The organism is Pseudomonas sp. P39-UII1, from assembly GCF_039672635.1.
GTDB lineage: Bacteria > Pseudomonadota > Gammaproteobacteria > Pseudomonadales > Pseudomonadaceae > Aquipseudomonas.
The window spans coordinates 48,679-71,112 of the sequence record NZ_JBDFPP010000011.1; the positions used below are offsets into that span (position 1 = coordinate 48,679).

A 22,434-nucleotide genomic window follows, 5' to 3' on the forward strand; every position below is an offset into this window, starting at 1 on the left:
AGCCGCCGCCGAGCCGCCATAACCATGGCATGAACCTGCCCGCCCATCAGCACCCGGTGCTGGAGCTGTTCCACCCCGCCGTCGGCACCTGGTTCCGTCGCCATTTCGCCACGGTCACCGACGCCCAGGCCCGTGCCTGGCCATTGATCCACGCCGGCCAGTCGATGCTGCTGGCCGCACCGACCGGCTCGGGCAAGACCTTGAGTGCCTTTCTCGCGGTACTCGACGAATTGTTCCGCCAAGGCCTTGAACACGGCGGCGAATTGCCCGCGCAAACCCAGGTCGTCTACGTTTCCCCGCTCAAGGCGCTGTCCAACGACATTCGCCTGAACCTGCAGACGCCGCTGGAAGGCATCAGCCAGGCGCTCGAAGATCAAGGCCTCAAGGCGCCGCGTATCAGCACCGCGGTGCGTACCGGCGACACGCCTCAGAAAGACCGTGCAGCCATGCGCAAGCTGGCGCCGCATATCCTGGTGACCACGCCGGAATCGCTCTATGTGCTGATGGGCTCGGCCTCGGGCCGCGCCGGGCTGGCCAGCGTGCACACGGTGATCATCGACGAGATCCATGCCCTCGCCGGCAACAAGCGCGGCGCTCACCTGGCGCTGACCCTGGAACGCCTGCAAGTGTTGTCGGGGCGGCCACTAAGGCGCGTGGGTCTGTCCGCTACCCAGCGCCCGGTCGAGCGCGTGGCGCAGTTTCTGGTCGGCCATCAACGACCCTGCGCGATCGTCGATATCGGCCATGCCCGCCAGCGCGACCTGGCCCTCGAAGTGCCGCCAGTGCCCTTGGGCGCAGTCATGGCCACGGACGTCTGGAACCTGGTTTACGACCGCCTGGCAACCCTCGCCCGCGAGCACCGCACGACGCTGGTGTTCGTCAACACCCGGCGCCTGGCCGAACGCCTCACTCGCCACCTCGGCGACCGCCTGGGCAAGGAGGCCGTGGCCGCGCACCACGGCAGCCTGGCCAAGGAGCTGCGCCTGGACGCGGAACAACGCCTGAAGCGCGGCCAGTTGCAGGTGCTGGTGGCCACTGCGTCACTGGAGTTGGGCATCGATATCGGCGATGTCGACCTGGTCTGCCAGATCGCTTCACCAGGGTCGATTGCCGGCTTCCTGCAGCGGGTCGGCCGCTCCGGCCACCAGGTGGAGGGCATCCCCAAAGGGCGCTTGTTCCCCACCTCGCGCGATGACCTGATCGAATGCACGGCCCTGCTCGACTGCGTGCGCCAGGGCGAACTCGACCGGTTGCATATCCCCAACGCCCCGCTGGATGTGCTGGCCCAACAGATCGTCGCCGAAACCAGCAACCAGCCCTGGCAGGAACAGGCGCTGTTCGACTGCCTGCGCCAGGCTACGCCCTATGCCGAACTCGACGTCACCCATTACCAGGCGTTGCTGCGCATGCTCGCCGAGGGCTACAACGGCCGCCTGGGCGTGCGCAGCGCCTACCTGCACCGCGATGCAGTCACCGGCACCTTGCGCGGGCGCCGGGGTAGCCAGCTGACCGCGCTGACCAGTGGCGGCACCATCCCCGAGACGGCCGACTATGCCGTGCTGCTGGAGCCGCAGGCGCTGAACATCGGCAGCGTCAACGAAGATTTTGCGGTGGAGAGCATCGCCGGTGACATTTTCCAGCTGGGCAATGCCTCTTACCGCATCGTGCGGGTCGAACCCGGCCGGGTGCGGGTGGAGGACGCCCATGGCCTGCCGCCGACCATTCCGTTCTGGCTGGGCGAGGCACCGGGGCGCAGTGACGAATTATCCGCTGCGGTGGCCCGCCTGCAAGCCCGCGTCGATGAACAATTGCGGCTGAGCGGCGCAGATCTCGCCCCCGTGCTGGCGTGGTTGCAAAGCGCTTTTGCGCTGGACCAGGCCTGTGCCAGCCAACTGCTCGATTATCTTGGGCGAACCCGTGAAGTGCTGGGCGCCCTGCCCTCGCAACAAACCTTGATCATGGAGCGTTTTTTCGACGAGTCTGGCGGCACCCAGCTGATCATCCATTCGCCCTACGGCAGCCGCATCAACCGCGCCTGGGGGCTGGCGCTGCGCAAACGCTTCTGCCGCACGTTCAATTTCGAGCTGCAGGCCGCGGCCAGCGAGGACGCCATCGTACTGTCGCTTTCCACCAGCCACAGCTTCGATCTGGACGAGGTCTGGCGCTACCTGTCCAGCCGCAACGCCGAGGCGACGCTGGTCCAGGCACTGCTCGACGCCCCCTTGTTCGGCGTACGCTGGCGCTGGAATGCGGCGGTAGCGATGGCGCTGCCGCGCTTCGTCGGCGGGCGCAAGGTTGCCCCGCAGATCCAGCGCATGAAGAGCGAAGACCTGATCGCCGCCGTGTTCCCCGACCAGATCGCTTGCCTGGAAAACATCGCCGGTGAACGGCAGATCCCCGATCACCCGCTGGTCGAGCAGACGCTCGACGACTGCCTGCACGAAGCCATGGACAGCGAAGGCTGGCTAGCCCTGCTACGGCGCATGGAAAACGGCGAAGTGCGCCTGCTGTGCCGCGACTTGCCTGCGCCATCGCCTCTGGCCTCGGCCATTCTCAATGCCAGGCCCTACGCCTTCCTCGACGATGCGCCACTGGAAGAACGGCGCACCCAGGCGGTGCTCAACCGGCGCTGGAACGAGGTGCACAGCGGCGATGACCTGGGTGCGCTGGATGCCGACGCCATCAGCGCCGTAGAGGCTGAAGCCTGGCCGCAGCCCGGTGGCACTGACGAGATGCACGAAGCGTTGATGAGCCTCGGCGCCATCAGCCAGCACGAAGTGCAGGCCAACCCGACCTGGGCGCTGCTGCTCCGGCAGTTGGCCAAGGCCGGCCGGGCGCTGCGCCTGCCCGCTGAGCAGTTGTGGCTGGCCCGTGAGCGCATGAACCTGCTGCGAGCGCTGTATCCCCACGCCCGCCATGAGCCCGACCTGGACGTGCTGCCCGGGTTCGATCAGGCCCTCGATCCGGACAGCGCGTTGATCGAGTTGCTGCGCTCGCGCCTGAGCGGCCATGGCCCGCTGACTCTGGCACAGATCGCCGAACCGCTCGGCAAGCCTGCAGCGGCCGTCGAACAGGCCTTGGCCCGGCTCGAAGCCGAAGGGTACGTGCTGCGTGGCCACTTCAGCCCTGGCCAAACTCAGCCGCAATGGTGCGAACGCCACCTGCTCGCGCGCATCCATCGCTACACGGTGAAGCGCCTGCGCCGGGAAATCGAGCCGGTCAGCCTGCAGGACTTCATGCGCTTTCTGTTCGACTGGCAGCACCTGGCAAACGACGAACGACTGCGCGGGCCGCTGGCGGTAGCCGAAGTGCTCGAGCAGTTGCAAGGCTTCCCTGGCGCCGCTGGCGCTTGGGAGGCGGAGGTGCTGCCCGCGCGGATCAAGGACTACAGCCGGCACTGGCTCGACGATGCCTGCCGCAGCGGGCAGTTTGCCTGGAGCCGGCTGGCGACAACGGTTTCCAGCAATACCTTGGCGAGTACGCCGCTGGTGCTGCTGCCCCGGGAGCACCTGGCGCTCTGGCGCAGCCTCGCCCCCCTACCTGCACTGGAGGGGCTCGGCCCGCGTGCCCAACGCGTGCATGAAGTGCTGCAAGCGCATGGCGCGCTGTTCTTCGACGAGCTGACACAGGAGGCCCACCTGCTGCCCAGCGAGCTGGAGGCAGCCCTGCAGGAGCTGGTCGGCTCCGGCCTGGTGGGCGCCGACAGTTTCACCGGGCTGCGCAGCCTGATCACCCCGGCGGCGAAACGCACATCGCGCAACAGCAGGCGTGGCCACCCGCCGATGTCCAGCAGCATGGCCCACGCCGGGCGCTGGGCGCTGTTGCGCAGGGGCAGTGCCGCGCTGGATGAAAGCCAGCGCCTGGAACACATCGCCCGCAGCCTGCTGCGTCGTTATGGGGTGATCTGCTGGCGGCTGCTGGAGCGCGAAAGCGATGTGCTGCCCGCTTGGCGCGACCTGCTGCGCTGCTATCACCGGCTGGAGGCACGCGGTGAGATTCGGGGTGGGCGCTTCATCGCGGGGTTGGCCGGGGAACAGTTTGCCTTGCCGGAGGCCGTCGGGTTGTTGCGCCAGGTGCGCCGGCGAGCGCTGGACGGCGCGCTGGTGCTGGTCAGTGCCAGCGACCCGCTGAATCTGGTCGGGTCTTTGTTGCCTGGGGCGAAAGTGCCGGCTGTCAGCGGCAACCGCTTGCTGTACCGCGATGGCGTGCCGGTGGCGGTGCGGGTGGCCGGGCGGTACGCGTTCCTGGCGGATGGACCGGCGCATGAGCAACAAGCGTGGCGGCAGAAGTTGCTGCGCGATACATCTGAGTGAGGCCGCCACTGGCAAGCAGCCGGCGCGAATGATTTTCGATACCCCGAATTTAATTTTCAGCGTCGCTCAACCCGGCTATGGTCGGGGTTTGCCCCAGGCCCTGAGCCTGACCGCGCCATCGTAAGGACCCCGTATGAGCCTGTCACTTCTCAGTCGCTATGCAGTGTTTGCCGCGTGTGTGTTGTTCACCCTGGCCAGCCTGCCGTTCCTCCACCACGAATGGCTATGGCCGTTCACCCTGACCACCGCCGTGCTCAGCCTGATCGGCTTGTTCGACCTGCTGCAGCAGCGCCACGCGGTGCGCCGCAACTACCCGATCCTGGGCAACATCCGCTACCTGGTCGAGGGCATCCGCCCGGAAATCCGCCAGTACCTGCTGGAGGCCGACAGCGACGCCCTGCCCTTCTCCCGGGCGCAACGTTCGCTGGTGTATGCGCGGGCCAAGAACGAAGCCTCGGACAAACCCTTCGGTACCCTGATCGACGTCTACGAGTCAGGTTTCGAATTCATCGGCCACTCCATGCGCCCGGCGCCGCTGGCCGACCCTGCGAGCTTTCGCATCATCGTCGGCGGGCCACAGTGCAGCCAGCCGTATTCGGCGTCGATCTTCAACATTTCCGCCATGAGTTTCGGCTCGCTCAGCGCCAATGCCATCCGCGCCCTCAACCAGGGCGCCAAGCTGGGCAACTTCCACCATGACACCGGCGAAGGCAGCATCAGCCCCTACCACCGCGAACACGGCGGCGATCTGGTCTGGGAACTGGGCAGCGGTTACTTCGGTTGCCGCACGGCAGACGGCCGTTTCGACCCCGAGCGCTTTGCCGCCCAGGCGCGCAGCCCACAGGTGCGGATGATCGAGATCAAGATGAGCCAGGGCGCCAAGCCCGGCCACGGCGGCATCCTGCCCAAGCACAAGGTGACCGAGGAAATTGCCGAAACCCGCGGCATCCTCATGGGCGAGGACTGCATCTCGCCGTCGCGCCACAGCGCCTTCTCCACGCCCATCGAGATGATGCAGTTCATCGCCCAGCTGCGCGAGCTGTCCGGCGGCAAACCGGTGGGCTTCAAGTTCTGCCTGGGCCACCCGTGGGAATTCATGGGCATCGCCAAAGCCATGCTGGAAACCGGCATCCTGCCTGACTTCATCGTCGTCGACGGCAAGGAGGGCGGCACCGGCGCGGCGCCGGTGGAGTTCACCGACCATATCGGCGTACCGCTGCGCGAAGGCCTGCTGTTCGTGCACAACACCCTGGTCGGCCTGAACCTGCGCGACAAGATCAAGCTAGGGGCCAGTGGCAAGATCGTCAGTGCCTTCGACATCGCCAGCGTGCTCGCCATCGGCGCCGACTGGGCCAACTCGGCGCGCGGTTTCATGTTCGCCATCGGCTGCATCCAGTCGCAAAGCTGCCACACCAACAAATGCCCGACCGGCGTTGCCACCCAGGACCCGCTGCGCCAGCGGGCGCTGGTGGTGCCGGACAAAGCCCAACGGGTGCTGAATTTCCACCACAATACCCTGCGCGCGCTGGCAGAGATGCTTGCCGCAGCGGGCCTGGAACATCCGGCGCAGTTGGAAGCCAAGCACCTGGTGCGGCGTGTTTCGGCCACCGAGATCAAGCTGTTCTCGCAGATGCACGTGTTCCTCAAGCCGGGTGAGTTGCTGACGGGCGAGGTGGACGGGCAGTTCTATTCGCGGATGTGGCAACTGGCCCGGGCGGACAGCTTCGAGCCCAACAGCGAAGTGGCAGCCTGACAACCATGGGGGCCGCTGTGTGCGGCCCCCATGGCTTCAGATCAGGAGGCGGTGCGGGCTACCGCGTGGTGATCCTTCGGCGCCAGGCGGAAGGTGTAGTACAAGGCCGTCAGCAACACCAGGAACGCCGGGCCGATATACAGCGCCACGCGGGTATCCTCGAAGTACGCCATCAGCCCCACCACCAGCACCAGGAAGGCCAGGGCCAGGTAGGAGCTCAGCGGCCACAGCCACATGCGGTATTTCAAGGCCTTGCTCTCGGCGGTAGAGAGCCCGGCGCGGAACTTGATCTGCGCCAGCAGGATCATCACCCAGGTCCAGATCGCCCCGAAGGTGGCGATCGAGGTCACCCAGACGAACACCTTCTCCGGCACCAGGTAGTTGGCCAGCACGCCCAGCAGCAAGGCGCCGATCGACAGCAGCAGCGCATTGCGCGGTACCCCGCTTTTCGAGGTGCGGGCGAAGGTGGCCGGGGCCTGGCCGTTCTGCGCCAGGCTGTAGAGCATGCGGCCGGTGCTGAAGATGCCGCCGTTGCAGGACGACAGTGCGGCGGTGATGACGACGAAGTTGATGATGCCGGCGGCAGTCTTGATCCCCAGGCGCTCGAAAGTCATGACGAACGGGCTGCCCTGGCTGCCGATCTCGTTCCACGGGTAGATCGACAGGATCACGAACAGCGCACCGACGTAGAACAGCAGGATGCGCCAGAACACCGAGCCGATGGCCTGGGGGATGGTTTTCTGCGGGTTGCGCGCTTCGCCGGCGGTGAGGCCGATCATTTCAACGCCCAGGTAGGCGAACATCACCATCTGCAGCGACATCAGCACGCCGGTCACGCCATTAGGCATGAAGCCGCCATTGCCCCACAGGTTGGAGATACCGACCGCAACACCGTCGTTACCGAAGCCGAAGGCGATGATGCCGATGCCCCCCAGGACCATGGCGATGATGGTGACGATCTTGATCAGGGCGAACCAGAATTCGAACTCGCCAAACGCCTTGACCGCGATCAGGTTTACCGCACCCATGCTGCCCAGCGCCGCCAGCGCCCAGATCCAGCGTGGCACGTCGGGGAACCAGATGCCCATGTAGATGGCCACGGCGGTGATTTCGGCGACACAGGTCACCAGCCACAGGAACCAGTAGTTCCAACCGGTCAGAAAGCCCGCCAACGGGCCAAGGTAGTCCTGGGCATAGCGGCTGAACGACCCGGCGACCGGGTTGTGCACGGCCATCTCGCCAAGGGCGCGCATGATCACCAGGATCGCCAGGCCGCCAATAATGTAGGAAAGCATGATCGCCGGGCCGGCCATTTCAATTGCTTTGGCCGAACCAAGGAAAAGACCGACGCCGATACAGGCGCCCAGTGCCATCAAGCGAATGTGACGTTCGCCCAGTTCACGCTTGAGCGGGCCGCCTTGTGCGGTCTCGCCATGGGCAGGGTGGTTGCCGACTGGCATAGCAATACAACCTCATTTTGTTATTGGATATGACCTTCGTGCAGCAGCCGCCATGCCGGTAGGCGTGGCGGTGGCTTGCCAGGCTGGCCTTGTGGGCCGGCCCGTATGCCGGAATAGAGCGGCCGGCAAGGCGAAGGGGCCGAGCAGTATAGGAAGCCCGCGGTAGGGCTTTTCACTGTTAATTCGTAGAAATTTGGCGAGAAACCGGGGCCGGCTGGCCTGCCCCACGCCTGTAGCAGCCACCCTAGCAATATCGCTGTATGAAGAAACCCACACCAAAGCCGCATATCCCACATTGCATTTCTGCAGTTCCTACAAAATTTTCACCTCCTGCCGTCAACGTCTAAGCTTCAGACAAGCAAGACGAAAATACCTGGCCGGATTGAAGACTATGGGCGCACTGTGGCAATCGGAACCAACCAGAACGGAAGCAGCCGAACCTCCTCTGGACCAGACGCCACAGCCGAAGTCCCCCCGTCAGCGCCGGCTGTGGTGGCGGCTGATACTGCTGATCCTGGTGGTGGGCATCATTGCCATCGGCTTCGCCGCCTATGACGAATTCCGCACGTCCGACCTGCAATCGCGGGAATTCAGCAGGCTGGCCACCACCCTGACCTATTCGCTGCAGCCCGGGCCCAGCGATGCCATCGTCTACCCGGGTGAAGGGCCGTTCGACAAACGCCTGGGTTACAGCGCGCTGGGCGAGTTCTTGCCGCGCCTGCTCAAACGCGACTACCTGATCAGCGAGCAGGTAAAGTTCTCGCCGGCGTTGATGAACTACGTCGATCACGGCCTGTTCGCACCCTATATCGAGAAAATTCAGGCTGGCCTGTCGATCACCGATTGCCGTGGCGACACGCTGTATCAGTACAACTACCCGCAACACCTGTACCCGGACTTCGCCGCCATCCCGCCGGTAATGGTCAACAGCCTGCTGTTCATCGAAAACCGCGACCTGCTCGACCCGAAAGACCCGAAGAACAACCCGGCGGTCGACTGGCCACGCTTTGCCAAGGCCGCCTACAGCCAGGTCGCCAAGTACCTGGCCCTGCCCGGCCAGTCCGCCGGCGGCAGTACCCTGGCCACGCAGCTGGAAAAGTACCGCCATTCGCCGGATGGCCTGACCGTCTCCGGCGCCGAGAAGATCCGCCAGATGATTTCCGCCAGCGTGCGCGCTTACCAGGGTGGCCCTGATACCACAGAGGCCCGCCAGCGCATCGTGCGCGACTACCTCAACAGCGTGCCGCTGTCGGCGGTGCCGGGCCACGGCGAGGTGCACGGCATGGCCGAGGGGCTGCGGGTGTGGTACGGCGCCGATTTCGACCAGGTCAACCAGGCGCTCACCTCGACCGCGACAGACGCCGACAGCATGGCCGCACGCGGCCTGGCGCTGCGCCAGGTGCTGTCGCTGATGATCGCCCAGCGCCGCCCTTCGCATTACCTGTCCAAGGGGCGGGTGGAGCTTGCCGAGCTCACCGACTCGCACATCCGCGTGCTCGCTGCCAACGCCATCATCGACCGCCCATTGGCCGACGCGGCCCTGGCCAGCAAGGCGGTCTATCGCGACTGGGTAGCACAGCCGACTATCGTGCCAATCATCACCAACAAAGGCATCAGCCTGGCGCGCAACCGGCTGGCGGCGATGCTCAACCGCCCGTTGTACGACCTCGACCGCCTCGACGTCTCGGCCACCAGCACCTTGCAGGCCGACCTGCAGTTGCAGGCCAGCCAGTACCTGAAGAACCTTTCCGACCCGGTATTCGCCGCGCAGATGGGCCTGATCGGCGAGCGCCTGCTGACCACCAAGACCACCGACCAGGTGCGCTACAGCTTCACCCTGTTCGAGCGCACCGCTGATGGCTCGCGGGTACGGGTGCAGACCGACAGCACCGACCAGCCTTTCGACATCAACGAGGGCAGCAAGCTGGAACTGGGCTCGACGGCCAAGCTGCGGGTACTCACCACCTACCTGGAGATCATTGCCGAACTGCACGACAAGTACGCCGGCAAACCCGCTGCCGAATTGAAGAAAGTCGACGTTGCAGAACTGGACCGCATCTCCCAGTGGTCGCTGGAATGGCTGGCGCAGAACAGCAAGAACCAGAGCCTGGACGCCATGCTCGACGCCGCCCTGGAGCGCAAGTATTCGGCCAACACTGGCGAGGCCTTCTTCACCGGCGGCGGCATGCACGTGTTCAACAACTTCCGCAAGGAAGACAACAGCCGCAACCCGACCCTCAAGGATGCCCTGCGCGAGTCGATCAACCTGCCGTTCATCCGCCTGATGCGCGACCTGGTGCGCTACGTCACCTACCAGCAGCCGTACAACCGGGTACCGCTGCTCAAGGACGACTCCGACCCGCGCCGCCAGGAATACCTCGCACGCTTTGCCGACAAGGAGGGCACCAACTACCTGATGCGCTTCTGGAGGAAGTACCAGCGCAAGACGTCGCAGCAACGCCTGGACACCTTCCTCGACAGCATGCGGGTCACCCCGCAACGCCTGGCGGCGGTACACCGTTATCTGTTCCCTGAAGCCGGCCAGGAAACTTTCAACGCCTTTGTCCGCGCCCACAGCAAGGGTGACAAGATCGCCCTGGGCAAGCTCACCGACGGCCGCCTGGCGGAGATGTACGAAGGCTACGGCCCCGGCAAATACGACCTGCCCGACCAGGGCTATATCGCCAAGGTCCATCCTTTGGACCTGTGGTTGCTTGGTTATCTGCTGAAAAACCCGAGTTCCACGCTGACCGAAATGGTCAACGCCAGCCGTTTCGAGCGCCAGGAAGTCTATGGCTGGCTGTTCAAGAGCCGTTACCAGGGCGCCCGCGACAGCCGCATCCGCACCATGGTCGAAATCGAAGCCTTTACCGACATCCATCAGCGCTGGAAGCGCGTGGGCTACCCGTTCGATCACCTGGTGCCGTCGCTGGCTACCGCCATTGGCAGCTCCGGCGACCGCCCGGCAGCGCTTTCAGAGCTGGTGGGCATCATCCAGAACGACGGCGTGCGCCTGCCCACCCTGCGTATCGACACCCTGCACTTCGCCGCCGACACCCCCTACGAAACCAAGCTGAACAGCGACCCCGACCGTGGCCAACGGATTCTCCCGGTGGAAGTGGCCAGGGCGCTCAAGGGGGCAATGTCGCAAGTGGTCGACGCAGGCACCGCGCGGCGTATCTCCGGCAGCTTCAAGCTGCATGACGGCACCCCGTTGGTGATGGGCGGCAAGACCGGCACCGGCGACAACCGCATCGAAAGCTTCGGTGCTGGCGGCCGGCTGATCGGCTCGCGCTCGCTGAACCGGACCGCCACGTTCGTGTTCTTCCTTGGCGACAACCACTTCGGCACGCTGACGGCCTTCGTCCCGGGGCGCTCGGCGGAAGCGTTCAAGTTCACCTCGGCGCTGCCCGTTCAGGTGCTCAAGGGCATGGCACCGATCCTCATGCCGTACCTGGAGCCAGGCAACCCGAACGAGTGCAAACCGCCGCAGGTGGCGATGCATGCGACCCACCCATCGAACATTTAGATGATAATCATCTGCATTTGACGGCTTGTGTTTAGATATATCTTGAGTAATATCTTGCGATATATCTAAACACACGGAGCCCGTCATCGATGCGCGACCATTCCAGCCACGACCCCTTCGAGCGTCGCCCCGGCCGCGGTGAACGCGGCCCGCGGGTATTCGCCCCGGGCGACCTGAAACTACTGATGCTGTCGCTGCTGGCCGAGCAGCCTGGCCATGGCTATGACCTGATCCGCCAGATCGAGAACCTGTTCGACGGCAGCTACACGCCCAGCCCCGGGGTCATCTACCCCACGCTCAACTTTCTTGAAGAGGCCGAGCTGATCAGTGGCCAGGTGCAAGGCAGCAAACGCCTTTACGCCATCACCGCAGCCGGCCGCACGGCCCTCACCGACCAGGCCGTGGCCCTCGACGGGGTGCGCATGCGCATCGAAGTCAGCAAGCGCGCCCTGCGCGGCCATGACCGCCCGCCCGAGATTCATGAAGCGGTCGGCAACCTGCGCCATGCCCTGCACATGCACAGCGGCCGCTGGAACCCGGACGAGATCGAACGGGTCCGCACGCTGCTCAACGATACCGCCAAGGCCATCGCCTCCGGGCCGGCCGAACCTGCCATGGAGAACGCCCATGAGTGACACCATTCACCGCGTCAACCACGAAATCCGCCAGCGTCGCCTGCAGGTGCTGCGGGTTACCGACCTGACCCCGCGCATGCGCCGCATCACCCTCGGCGGCCCCGAACTGCAGGGCTTCACCAGCCTGGGTAGCGACGACCACATCAAGTTGCTGTTCGCCGAAACCGCCGAGCAACAGCAGGCCATCGACGCCCGCAACCTGGGCCGCGACGGCGGTGCCCGGCCGACCATGCGCGAGTACACCCCACGGCGTATCGACCTCGTCACCCATGAACTGGACATCGACTTCGTAATGCACGGCGATGGCCCCGCTTCAACCTGGGCCGCACAGGCGGCACCGGGGCAGACGCTGAACATCGCCGGCCCCCGTGCTTCGATGGTGGTGCCGGATATCTTCGACAGCTACCTGCTGATTGGCGATGAAACGGCCATTCCGGCGATCGGGCGGCGCCTCGAGGAACTGCCAGCCGGGCGACGTGTGCTGGCGGTGGTGCAGATCGAGGATGAGCAGGAACGCCAGCCGCTGCCGAGCAAGGCTGAGGTGGAAATCATCTGGGTCAAGCGCGGGGAAGACTTGCTGGCGGTGCTGCAGGGGCTGAGCTTGCCTGAAGGGAAACTCTACAGCTGGGTGGCATTGGAGAAGTCGCTGACGCGGCAGGTCAAGGCGCTGCTGCTGGAAAAGGGAGCTGCAGAAGATGCGCTCAAGGCAGCTGCCTACTGGCGAGCTGATGGGGCTGCAGACGACGAATAGTCTGTCGCGCCGGTACTGGCCTCATCGCGGGCAAGCCCGCTCCTACAGGATCTCCACAGAACCTGTAGGAGCGGGCTTGCCCGCGATGAGGCCGGCACAAGCTAAGCAATATCCCGCAACCGCCACCCACGCCACCGATCCAGCCCCAGCAACACCAGCGAAATCACCCAGAACCCCGCCAGCACGCCAAACGCATTGAGCATCACCTGCCCATACCCCAGGGTCGCCACATCGATGAACGGGTACGGGTAAACCCCGATCTCGCTGCCACGCCATAGCGCATAAGCAAAATACACAGCCGGATACAGCGCCCACAGCGCCAGGTGCCAAAGGCGCAGATGCCCTTTGGGCACCTCGAACCACCAGTACAGGACGTACAGCGCAGGCATCACATCGTGCAGCAGCTCATCCGCCAGCCACTGCCAACCTTGCGGTTGCCACAGGTGCCTCAGCAGCACGCTGTAGGCCAGCGCCACCAGCACGATGCTGGCAGCCACCGCAGAGCTCACCGAGGGCGAAAGGAAGAAACGCTTCGCGCCACACTCGCGCCCGAAGGCCGCATAGCTGAGCACCGTAGCCACCAAGGTATTGGTCAGCACCGTGAAATAGCCGAACACATTGATCAGCCCGCCAATCAGGCTGGCCTGCTCCTGCCAGCGCGCCAGCAGCACCAGGTAAACCTGCACGGTCAGGCCCAGCCAGCCGAGCATGGCGGCCAGGGTCAGCCACGGACGACGCGGCATCTCAGGCGTTGCGCTGCAGCTTCACGTACAACTGCTCGACTTTCTCACGCGCCCAGGGCGTCTTGCGCAGGAAGGCCAGGCTCGACTTGATGCTCGGGTTGCTCTTGAAGCAACGCACATCCACGCGCTCGGCCAAGCCCTGCCATTGGTAGTGCGCCACCAGCTCGTTGAGGATCTGTTCGAGGGTCTTGCCGTGCAGCGCGTTGTGTTGGGCCGTGCTCATGCCAGTGCTCCAGCGTTGGAAAGATGCGCACCTTACACGAGTGTAGTGGCGAAGGGGATGCAGCAGATGCCAATGCAAAAACAGCTGGCAAACGGCGAAACCTCTGTGCTGAAATAGTGATGTTATATTGTAACAACACATAAGCATCTGCCAAGGACCGTCACTTTCCATGTTGTGCTCTCCCCTACGCCTCTCACCCCTCGCCGTCGCCCTCTGGCTCGCTTCATCACCCAGCCAGGCCGTGGAACTCGAACCCCAGGTGATCACCGCCAATCCGCTGGGCAACCGCCAGCTAGCCGCCCCGAGCACGGTGCTCGACGGTGACGACCTGCTGCAGCAACAGCACGGCAGCCTCGGCGAAACCCTCAACAAACAGCCGGGTGTCGCCTCTACCTGGTTTGGCCCTGGCGCCAGCCGCCCGGTGATCCGTGGCCTTGACGGCGACCGCATCCGCATCCTGCGTAACGGTGTCGGCGCTCTCGATGCCTCGGCGCTGTCCTACGACCACGCGGTGCCGCTGGACCCGGTCACCGTCGAGCGCGTCGAAATCGTCCGGGGCCCGGCCGCCCTGCTGTATGGCGGCAACGCCATCGGTGGCGTGGTCAACACCTTCGACAATCGCATCCCCGACTCGCCCATCGACGGCATCCATGGCGCCGGCGAGCTGCGTTACGGCGGCGCCGACACCACCCGCAGCAGCGCCGGCAAGCTGGAAGCGGGCGACGGCACCTTCGCCCTGCACCTGGATGCCAATAGCCGCCAGTTCAACGACCTGCGCATCCCCGGCTACGCCCGCAGCTCAAAGGTGCGCGACGCTGACGAACCCGGTAGCAAGCACCGCCTGGAGAACAGCGACGGGCGCCAGGATGGCGGCGCGATGGGTGGTTCCTATCACTGGGATCACGGCTATGCGGGCTTGTCTTACAGCCGTTACGACAGTAACTACGGCTCGGTCGCAGAACCCGGCGTGCGCCTGGACATGAAGCAGGACCACTACGCGTTCGCCTCCGAACTGCGGGACCTGGAGGGCCCGTTCAGTTCGGTGAAGGTCGATGCCGGCTACACCGACTACGAACACAGCGAAATCGAACAAGGCGAGGTGCACACCACCTTCAAGAACAAGGGCTACGAGGCACGTATCGAGGCCCGTCACCAACCGCTCGGCCCGCTTGAAGGGGTGATTGGTGCGCAGGTCAGCCGCAACGAGTTCTCGGCGCTGGGTGAAGAAGCCTTCGTGCCGCACACCGATACCGACAGCCTGGCGTTGTTCATGCTCGAGCAGTGGCAGGCCACCGAGCGCCTCAACCTCAGCCTCGGCGCGCGCCTTGAACATACTCGCGTCGACCCGGACGCCAAGGGCAACGAGAACTTCGTCGACGCGGACAGCGCCAGCAGTTTCAACGCCTTCAGCCTGTCGTCAGGCGCGGTTTACCAGCTCGACCCGGTCTGGGCACTGGCCGCCAACCTTGGCTACACCGAACGCGCCCCGACGTTCTACGAGCTGTATGCCAATGGCGCCCACGTCGCCACCGGCGCCTATGAGGTCGGTGATGCCAGCCTGAACAAGGAGAAGGCGATCTCCGCCGACCTTGCCCTGCGCTTCGACAACGGCACCCACAAGGGCAGTGTCGGGGTGTTCTACAGCCATTTTCGCAACTACATCGGCTTGATCGGCACGGGCAATGTGCGTGAAGGGCATGATCACGATCACGGCGAGGACGATCATGACCACGATCACGACGACGGTGGGTTCCCGGAGTATCGGTATCAGGGCGTGCGGGCGCGCTTCTATGGTATCGAGGCCCAGGACCGCTGGCAGTTGCTCGAGAACCGCTACGGCAGCTTTGCGCTGGAGCTGTCAGGCGATTACACCCGGGCCAAGAACCTCGACAGCGGCGAGCCGTTGCCACGCATTGCACCGCTGCGCCTGAACAGCGGCCTGGTCTGGGAACTGGACCGGTGGCAGGCACGGGTGGATGTGCAGCATGCAACGGCGCAGCACCGCAAACCGGCCAATGAAACCAGCACCGATGGCTACACCACACTGGGGGCCAGCGTCGGTTATCGCTTCGATATCGGGCAGAGCCAGTGGCTGGCGTTCGTGCGCGGTGAGAACCTGACAGATCAGACGGTGCGTTACGCCAGTTCGATTCTGCGGGATATCGCGCCGGCGCCGGGGCGCAGTGTGGAGGTGGGTTTGCGTACAACCTTCTGATTGCATGGAGGCCTTCGCGGGGCAAGCCCGCTCCCACAGGATCTCCGCCGCACTTTACCTGTGGGAGCCCGGCTTGCCGGCGATGGGCTGCAAAGCAGCCCCCAAATCGTTACTGTTACCAAACCAGCAACAATCAACTGCGACAATTTGTCTTTTTTTCTTACAACTTCCCCTATATCCTCCCCGCCGCAAGCTGAATCGCTTCACTTCCTGATCTGTCGCCATATCCATCGAAGAGCCCGCTCATCGGTGCGCTTGCCATTTTTTAAATAATCAAAAGATAGCGCTATCTCATGCCTGACAACCGCTACATCGGCCCAGTTTTTCTCGCCCTCGCCGCCAGCCTGTCGCCCAGCGTCAGCGCCAGCGAAATGTTCGCCAGCGACTCCCCGTGGATGCTTGGGGACTGGGGCGGCACGCGCAGCGAGCTGCTCGAACAAGGCTACGACTTCACCCTTGGCTACACCGGCGAGATGGGCAGCAACCTGCACGGCGGCTACGACCACGACCGCACCGCGCGCTACAGCGACCAGTTCACGTTCGGTAGCCACCTGGACCTGGAGAAGATCCTCGGCTGGCAAGACACTGAACTGCAGCTGACCATCACCGAACGCCACGGCGACAACATCAGCAACGACCGCATCAACGACCCGCGGGTCGGCGGCTTCACCTCGGCCCAGGAAGTCTGGGGCCGTGGCGAAACCTGGCGGCTGACGCAGATGTGGATCAAGCAGAAGTACTTCGATGGCGCACTGGACGTCAAATTCGGCCGCTTCGGCGAAGGCGAAGACTTCAACAGCTTCCCCTGCGACTTCCAGAACCTGGCCTTCTGCGGCTCGCAGGTGGGCAACTGGGTGGGTGGCATCTGGTACAACTGGCCGGTCAGCCAGTGGGCCCTGCGCGTGCGCTACAACCTGAACGAAGCGCTCTACGCCCAGGTCGGAGTGTTCGAGCAGAACCCTTCCAACCTCGAATCCGGCAACGGCTTCAAGCTCAGCGGCAGCGGCACCCAAGGCGCCGTGATGCCGGTCGAACTGGTCTGGAGCCCACGGCTGAATGGCCTGAAAGGGGAATATCGCGCCGGGTACTACTACAGTAATGCCAAGGCACAGGATGTTCTAAAGGACAGCAACGGCCAGCCGGCCGCCATCAGTGGCGCCGCCTACCGCAGCAGTTCGAGCAAGCACGGCCTGTGGATCGGTGCCCAGCAGCAAGTCACTTCGCTGGCCTCCGACCAGTCGCGCGGCCTGAGCCTGTTCGCCAACGCCACGGTGCACGACAAGAAGACCAATGCCATCGACAACTATGTGCAGGCAGGACTGGTATACAAGGGCCCCTTCGACGCCCGCGCCAAGGACGACATCGGTTTCGCCCTCGCCCGCGTGCACGTCAACCCTGCCTACCGCAAGAACGCCCGCCTGGCCAACCAGGCTGCCGGCGTCTACGACTATGACAACCCAGGTTTCCTGCCTGTGCAGGACACCGAATACAGCGCTGAACTCTATTACGGCATTCACCTGGCCGACTGGCTCACGGTGCGTCCGAACCTGCAATACATCCGCCACCCGGGCGGGGTGTCGCAGGTTGACGACGCCCTGATCGGCGGCCTGAAGATCCAAAGCACTTTCTGACAACCTTTCACCTAACGGAGAACATACGATGAGCACTGACGGTGCCAAGAATGGAAGCCGCTGGCTACCGCGCCTGATGGGCGTGCTGCTGTTGCTGATGGGCCTGGCCCTGCTGGCGGGCGGCATCAAGCTGAGCCAGCTGGGCGGGTCGCTGTATTACCTGGTCGCCGGTATCGGCTTTGCCCTCTCGGGCGTCCTGCTGCTGGCCCAGCGCCGCCTGGGCCTGGGCCTGTACGGCCTGGTGCTGCTGGGCAGCACGGTATGGGCATTGCTGGAGGTCGGCCTGGACTGGTGGCAGCTGGTGCCGCGCCTGGCCATCTGGTTCGCCATCGGCGTGGTGCTGCTGCTGCCATGGGCACGCCGCCCGCTGATTGGCCCGGCCAACAAGGCCAACGTCGCCGTGCTCAGCGTCGCGGTGCTGGCCTCCGGCGCCTGCGCGCTGGGCAGCCAGTTCACCCACCCGGGCGAAGTGTTCGGCGAGCTGGGCCGCGACAACAGCGAAATGGGCAGCGCCGCGCCGGCCATGCCTGACGGCGACTGGCAGGCCTATGGCCGCACCGAGCATGGCGACCGCTATTCGCCGCTGCGCCAGATCACCGCACAGAATGCCTACCGCCTGGAAGAAGCCTGGCGCATCCGCACCGGTGACCTGCCTACCGACAACGACCCGGTCGAGCTGACCAACGAGAACACGCCGCTCAAAGCCAACGGCATGCTCTACGCCTGCACCGCCCACAGCAAGGTGCTGGCCCTGGACCCGGACACCGGTGCCGAGATCTGGCGCTACGACCCGCAGATCAAGACCCCGGTCGGCACCTTCAAGGGCTTCGCCCACATGACCTGCCGTGGCGTCTCGTACTATGACGAGAACAGCTACGTCAGCCGCGATGGCAGCCCCGCGCCGAAAGTCTCGGACGCTGGCCAGGCCGTCGCCCAGGCCTGCCCACGCCGCCTCTACCTGCCCACCGCCGATGCCCGCCTGATCGCCATCAACGCCGACAACGGCAAGGTCTGCGAAGGCTTCGCCAACCAGGGCGCGATCGACCTGACCACCGGTATCGGCCCGTTCACCGCCGGCGGCTACTACTCCACCTCGCCGGTGGCAGTCACCCGCAGCCTGGTGATCATCGGTGGCCACGTCACCGACAACGAGTCGACCAACGAGCCGTCCGGTGTGATCCGTGCCTATGACGTGCACGATGGCCGCCTGGTCTGGAACTGGGACAGCAACAACCCGGACGACACCAAGCCACTGGCCCCGGGCAAGACCTACAGCCGCAACTCGGCCAACATGTGGTCGCTGGCCAGCGTCGATGAAGACCTGGGCATGGTCTACCTGCCGCTGGGCAACCAGACCCCCGACCAGTACGGCGCCAACCGCACCCCAGGCGCCGAGAAATACAGCGCCGGCGTGGTCGCCCTGGACCTGGCCACCGGCAAGGCGCGCTGGAACTACCAGTTCACTCACCACGACCTGTGGGACATGGACGTTGGCAGCCAGCCGACCCTGGTGCACCTGAAGACCAAGGACGACGTGAAACCCGCGATCATCGTGCCGACCAAGCAGGGCAGCCTGTACGTGCTCGACCGCCGCGACGGTACGCCGATCGTGCCGGTTCGCGAGATCCCGGTACCGCAGGGCGCTGTCAAAGGCGACCACACCGCGCCCACCCAGGCCCGCTCCGACCTCAACCTGCTCGGCCCGGACCTGACCGAACAGGCCATGTGGGGCGCCACGCCGTTCGACCAGATGCTGTGCCGTATCCAGTTCCGCGAACTGCGCTACGAAGGCCAGTACACCCCGCCGTCCGAGCAGGGCTCGCTGATCTACCCGGGCAACGTTGGCGTGTTCAACTGGGGCGGCGTCTCGGTCGACCCGGTGCGCCAACTGTTGTTCACCTCGCCCAACTACATGGCCTTCGTGTCGAAAATGGTCCCGCGTGAGCAGGTTGCCGCCGGCAGCAAGCGCGAAAGCGAGACCAGCGGCGTGCAGCCGAACACCGGCGCACCTTACGCGGTGATCATGCACCCGTTCATGTCGCCGCTGGGCGTACCGTGCCAGGCGCCGGCCTGGGGCTATGTGGCGGCCATCGACCTGTTCACCAACAAGGTGGTGTGGAAGCGCAAGAACGGCACTACCCGCGACAGCACCCCGGTACCGATCGGCATGCCGGTGGGTGTGCCGAGCATGGGCGGCTCGATCGTCACCGCCGGTGGCGTTGGCTTCCTCAGCGGCACCCTCGACCAGTACCTGCGCGCCTATGACGTGAACAACGGCAAGGAGCTGTGGAAAGCCCGCCTGCCAGCGGGTGGCCAGGCCACGCCGATGACCTACACCGGCAAGGACGGCAAGCAGTATGTGCTGATCGTCGCCGGCGGCCACGGCTCGCTGGGCACCAAGATGGGCGATTACATCATCGCTTACAAACTCGCTGAGTAACCCTCAACTGCGGCGGTGACCTTACCGCCGCATTCGCCGGCAAGCCGGCTCCCACAGGTACGGCGCTGTATTCAAGCGCTGCGCCGTACTTGTGGGAGCCGGCTTGCCGGCGATGAGGCCGGCGCAGGCCCGCGAAGATGAAACCCCTCCCCTCCTCCCTTCGTCTACCATTGAAACCCATCCCCCCGCGCCCCATCTAAGCACCATAGTCATTCACGCAGGTGCACCATGAGCGACCAGCAGGATTTCCCGGAACAACCTGACGAACACAGCGAAATCGAACACCTCGATGCCCAGGCCGAAACCGGCCATGGCCACGCCCTCGCCCTGCCCGGCCAACGTTTGCCGGACAAGGTGCATGTGATCCCGATCCACAACCGCCCGTTCTTCCCGGCCCAAGTGCTGCCGGTTATCGTCAACGAAGAACCCTGGGCCGAAACCCTCGACCTGGTTGCCAAGTCACAGGACCACTGCCTGGCCCTGTTCTTCATGGACACCCCGCCAGAAGACCACCGCCATTTCGACACTTCGGCTTTGCCGGAGTACGGCACCCTGGTCAAAGTGCACCACGCCAGCCGTGAAAACGGCAAACTGCAGTTCGTCGCCCAGGGCCTCACCCGGGTGCGCATCCGCACCTGGCTCAAGCACCATCGCCCGCCCTACCTGGTCGAGGTCGAATACCCGCGCCAGCCAAGCGAGCCGACCGACGAGGTCAAGGCCTACGGCATGGCCCTGATCAACGCGATCAAGGAACTGCTGCCGCTCAACCCGCTGTACAGCGAAGAGTTGAAGAACTACCTCAACCGCTTCAGCCCCAATGACCCGTCGCCGCTCACCGACTTTGCCGCAGCGCTCACCTCGGCCACCGGCAACCAGCTGCAGGAAGTGCTCGACTGCGTGCCCATGCTCAAGCGCATGGAGAAGGTCTTGCCGATGCTGCGCAAGGAAGTCGAGGTCGCACGCCTGCAGAACGAGATCTCCGCAGAGGTCAACCGGCAGATCGGCGAGCACCAGCGTGAGTTCTTCCTCAAGGAACAGCTCAAGGTCATCCAGCAGGAGCTGGGCCTGACCAAGGACGACCGCAGCGCCGACCTGGAGCAGTTCGAGCAGCGCCTGCAAGGCAAGACGCTGCCGGAGCAGGCCAGGAAGCGTATCGACGAAGAAATGGCCAAGCTGGCCATCCTGGAAACCGGCTCCCCCGAATACGCCGTCACCCGCAACTACCTGGAGTGGGCCAGCGCCCTGCCCTGGGGCGTGTATGGCAAGGACAAACTTGACCTCAAGCATGCGCGCAAGGTGCTCGACCAGCACCACGCCGGCCTGGATGACATCAAGGAACGTATTCTCGAGTTTCTTGCCGTTGGCGCCTGGAAGGGCGAGATCAGCGGCTCGATCGTGCTGCTGGTGGGCCCGCCCGGCGTGGGCAAGACCAGCATCGGCAAGTCTATCGCCGAATCGCTCGGCCGCCCGTTCTATCGCTTCAGCGTCGGTGGCATGCGCGATGAAGCCGAGATCAAGGGCCACCGCCGCACCTACATCGGCGCCCAGCCGGGCAAGCTGGTGCAGGCGCTGAAGGACGTCGAGGTGATGAACCCGGTGATCATGCTCGACGAGATCGACAAGATGGGCCAGAGCTACCAGGGCGACCCTGCCTCGGCCCTGCTGGAAACCCTCGACCCCGAGCAGAACGTCGATTTCCTCGACCACTACCTGGACCTGCGCCTGGACCTGTCCAAGGTGCTGTTCGTGTGCACCGCCAACACCCTGGACTCGATCCCCGGCCCGTTGCTCGACCGCATGGAAGTGATCCGCCTGTCTGGCTACATCACTGAAGAAAAGCTGGCCATCGCCAAGCGCCACCTATGGCCCAAGCAGCTGGCAAAGGCCGGCGTGTCGAAAAACAGCCTGAGCATCAGCGACAGTGCCCTGCGCCTGGTGATCGAGGGTTACGCCCGCGAAGCCGGCGTGCGCCAGCTGGAAAAACAGCTGGGCAAGCTCGTGCGCAAGGCTGTGGTCAGGCTGCTGGAAGACCCGGATGCCAAGCTCAAGATCGGCACCAAGGACCTGGAGGCCGCGCTCGGCATGCCAGTGTTCCGCAGTGAGCAGGTGCTGGCTGGCAAAGGCGTGATTACCGGCCTTGCCTGGACCAGCATGGGTGGCGCGACCCTGCCGATCGAGGCAACCCGCATCCATACGCTGAACCGCGGCTTCAAGCTCACCGGCAAGCTGGGTGACGTGATGAAGGAATCTGCCGAAATCGCCTACAGCTATGTCAGCTCCAACCTCAAGCAGTTTGGCGGTGACCCGAGCTTCTTCAACGAGGCGTTCATTCACCTGCATGTACCTGAAGGCGCTACCCCCAAGGATGGCCCGAGTGCGGGTATCACCATGGCCAGCGCACTGCTGTCGCTGGCCCGCGACCAGGCGCCGAAAAAAGGCGTAGCGATGACCGGCGAGTTGACCCTCACCGGCCAGGTGCTGCCGATTGGCGGCGTGCGCGAGAAGGTGATCGCGGCGCGGCGTCAGAAAATCTTCGAGCTGATCCTGCCGGAGCCAAACCGTGGTGACTTCGAAGAATTGCCGGAGTACCTGCGTGAAGGCCTGACCGTCCACTTCGCCAAGCGCTTTGCCGACGTGGCGAAAATATTGTTCTAACCTGCACTGGCCTCATCGCCGGCAAGCCGGCACCCTCAGGTACAGCGCTGCCCTTGAGCGTGGCGCGGTACCTGTGGGAGCCGGCT

At 64.6% G+C, this 22,434-nt stretch carries 12 protein-coding genes; 9 read left to right on the plus strand and 3 right to left on the minus strand.

The window, feature by feature from the left end; all coding sequences use genetic code 11:
• The first annotated feature begins 29 nt into the window (after positions 1 to 29).
• Positions 30 to 4,313 (plus strand): DEAD/DEAH box helicase, encoded by a 4,284-nt coding sequence (locus tag ABEH27_RS15565; protein WP_346614451.1) that lies wholly within the window; start codon positions 30 to 32, stop codon positions 4,311 to 4,313.
• A gap of 133 nt (positions 4,314 to 4,446) precedes the next feature.
• The gene (locus ABEH27_RS15570; RefSeq protein WP_346614452.1) at positions 4,447 to 6,066 is read left to right on the plus strand and encodes an FMN-binding glutamate synthase family protein; all 1,620 of its coding nucleotides are present in this window, start codon (positions 4,447 to 4,449) and stop codon (positions 6,064 to 6,066) included.
• 41 nt (positions 6,067 to 6,107) lie between these two features.
• On the opposite strand, the gene ABEH27_RS15575 is transcribed toward ABEH27_RS15570, so the two are convergent.
• Positions 6,108 to 7,526, minus strand: a complete 1,419-nt coding sequence (locus ABEH27_RS15575) for an amino acid permease (RefSeq protein WP_346614453.1) — start codon at positions 7,524 to 7,526, stop codon at positions 6,108 to 6,110.
• 391 nt (positions 7,527 to 7,917) lie between these two features.
• On the opposite strand from ABEH27_RS15575, the gene ABEH27_RS15580 reads away from it, so the two are divergent.
• The 3 genes from ABEH27_RS15580 to ABEH27_RS15590 all read left to right on the plus strand — a co-directional run bounded on the left by ABEH27_RS15580 (position 7,918) and on the right by ABEH27_RS15590 (position 12,441).
• On the plus strand, positions 7,918 to 11,055 hold the full coding sequence (locus tag ABEH27_RS15580) for a transglycosylase domain-containing protein (RefSeq protein ID WP_346614454.1): 3,138 nt from the start codon (positions 7,918 to 7,920) through the stop codon (positions 11,053 to 11,055).
• A gap of 89 nt (positions 11,056 to 11,144) precedes the next feature.
• Positions 11,145 to 11,690 carry a PadR family transcriptional regulator gene (locus ABEH27_RS15585; RefSeq protein ID WP_346614455.1) on the plus strand — a complete coding sequence of 182 codons (546 nt, stop codon included), beginning with the start codon at positions 11,145 to 11,147 and terminating at the stop codon, positions 11,688 to 11,690.
• Positions 11,683 to 12,441, plus strand: coding sequence for a siderophore-interacting protein (locus tag ABEH27_RS15590; RefSeq protein WP_346614456.1), 759 nt, complete (start codon positions 11,683 to 11,685; stop codon positions 12,439 to 12,441). Before ABEH27_RS15585 ends, ABEH27_RS15590 begins: the two co-directional genes overlap by 8 nt.
• Positions 12,442 to 12,542: 101 nt before the next feature.
• Here ABEH27_RS15590 and ABEH27_RS15595 read toward each other — a convergent pair whose 3' ends face one another.
• Together ABEH27_RS15595 and ABEH27_RS15600 are read right to left on the minus strand one after the other, a co-directional pair.
• Entirely contained in the window at positions 12,543 to 13,184 is a 642-nt protein-coding gene (locus ABEH27_RS15595) for a Pr6Pr family membrane protein (RefSeq protein WP_346614457.1), read from the minus strand.
• Position 13,185: 1 nt separating this feature from the next.
• Complete coding sequence (locus ABEH27_RS15600; RefSeq protein WP_346614458.1) at positions 13,186 to 13,407, minus strand: VF530 family protein; 222 nt, start codon at positions 13,405 to 13,407, stop codon at positions 13,186 to 13,188.
• A gap of 169 nt (positions 13,408 to 13,576) precedes the next feature.
• On the opposite strand from ABEH27_RS15600, the gene ABEH27_RS15605 reads away from it, so the two are divergent.
• The 4 genes from ABEH27_RS15605 to lon all read left to right on the plus strand — a co-directional run bounded on the left by ABEH27_RS15605 (position 13,577) and on the right by lon (position 22,348).
• On the plus strand, positions 13,577 to 15,622 hold the full coding sequence (locus ABEH27_RS15605; protein ID WP_346614459.1) for a TonB-dependent receptor: 2,046 nt from the start codon (positions 13,577 to 13,579) through the stop codon (positions 15,620 to 15,622).
• A gap of 293 nt (positions 15,623 to 15,915) precedes the next feature.
• The gene (locus ABEH27_RS15610; RefSeq protein WP_346614460.1) at positions 15,916 to 17,253 is read left to right on the plus strand and encodes a carbohydrate porin; all 1,338 of its coding nucleotides are present in this window, start codon (positions 15,916 to 15,918) and stop codon (positions 17,251 to 17,253) included.
• A gap of 28 nt (positions 17,254 to 17,281) precedes the next feature.
• Complete coding sequence (locus tag ABEH27_RS15615; protein ID WP_346614461.1) at positions 17,282 to 19,693, plus strand: glucose/quinate/shikimate family membrane-bound PQQ-dependent dehydrogenase; 2,412 nt, start codon at positions 17,282 to 17,284, stop codon at positions 19,691 to 19,693.
• Between the two features lie 228 nt (positions 19,694 to 19,921).
• The gene (lon, locus tag ABEH27_RS15620; RefSeq protein ID WP_346614462.1) at positions 19,922 to 22,348 is read left to right on the plus strand and encodes an endopeptidase La; all 2,427 of its coding nucleotides are present in this window, start codon (positions 19,922 to 19,924) and stop codon (positions 22,346 to 22,348) included.
• Positions 22,349 to 22,434 lie beyond the last annotated feature (86 nt).

What these genes read in the sequence shown, in the direction of transcription:
- ABEH27_RS15565 (WP_346614451.1), top strand. Translation starts at nt 30, where the DNA reads ATGAACCTGCCCGCCCATCAGCACCCGGTGCTGGAGCTGTTCCACCCC.
- ABEH27_RS15570 (WP_346614452.1), top strand. Translation starts at nt 4,447, where the DNA reads ATGAGCCTGTCACTTCTCAGTCGCTATGCAGTGTTTGCCGCGTGTGTG.
- ABEH27_RS15575 (WP_346614453.1), bottom strand. Translation starts at nt 7,526, where the DNA reads ATGCCAGTCGGCAACCACCCTGCCCATGGCGAGACCGCACAAGGCGGC.
- ABEH27_RS15580 (WP_346614454.1), top strand. Translation starts at nt 7,918, where the DNA reads ATGGGCGCACTGTGGCAATCGGAACCAACCAGAACGGAAGCAGCCGAA.
- ABEH27_RS15585 (WP_346614455.1), top strand. Translation starts at nt 11,145, where the DNA reads ATGCGCGACCATTCCAGCCACGACCCCTTCGAGCGTCGCCCCGGCCGC.
- ABEH27_RS15590 (WP_346614456.1), top strand. Translation starts at nt 11,683, where the DNA reads ATGAGTGACACCATTCACCGCGTCAACCACGAAATCCGCCAGCGTCGC.
- ABEH27_RS15595 (WP_346614457.1), bottom strand. Translation starts at nt 13,184, where the DNA reads ATGCCGCGTCGTCCGTGGCTGACCCTGGCCGCCATGCTCGGCTGGCTG.
- ABEH27_RS15600 (WP_346614458.1), bottom strand. Translation starts at nt 13,407, where the DNA reads ATGAGCACGGCCCAACACAACGCGCTGCACGGCAAGACCCTCGAACAG.
- ABEH27_RS15605 (WP_346614459.1), top strand. Translation starts at nt 13,577, where the DNA reads ATGTTGTGCTCTCCCCTACGCCTCTCACCCCTCGCCGTCGCCCTCTGG.
- ABEH27_RS15610 (WP_346614460.1), top strand. Translation starts at nt 15,916, where the DNA reads ATGCCTGACAACCGCTACATCGGCCCAGTTTTTCTCGCCCTCGCCGCC.
- ABEH27_RS15615 (WP_346614461.1), top strand. Translation starts at nt 17,282, where the DNA reads ATGAGCACTGACGGTGCCAAGAATGGAAGCCGCTGGCTACCGCGCCTG.
- lon (WP_346614462.1), top strand. Translation starts at nt 19,922, where the DNA reads ATGAGCGACCAGCAGGATTTCCCGGAACAACCTGACGAACACAGCGAA.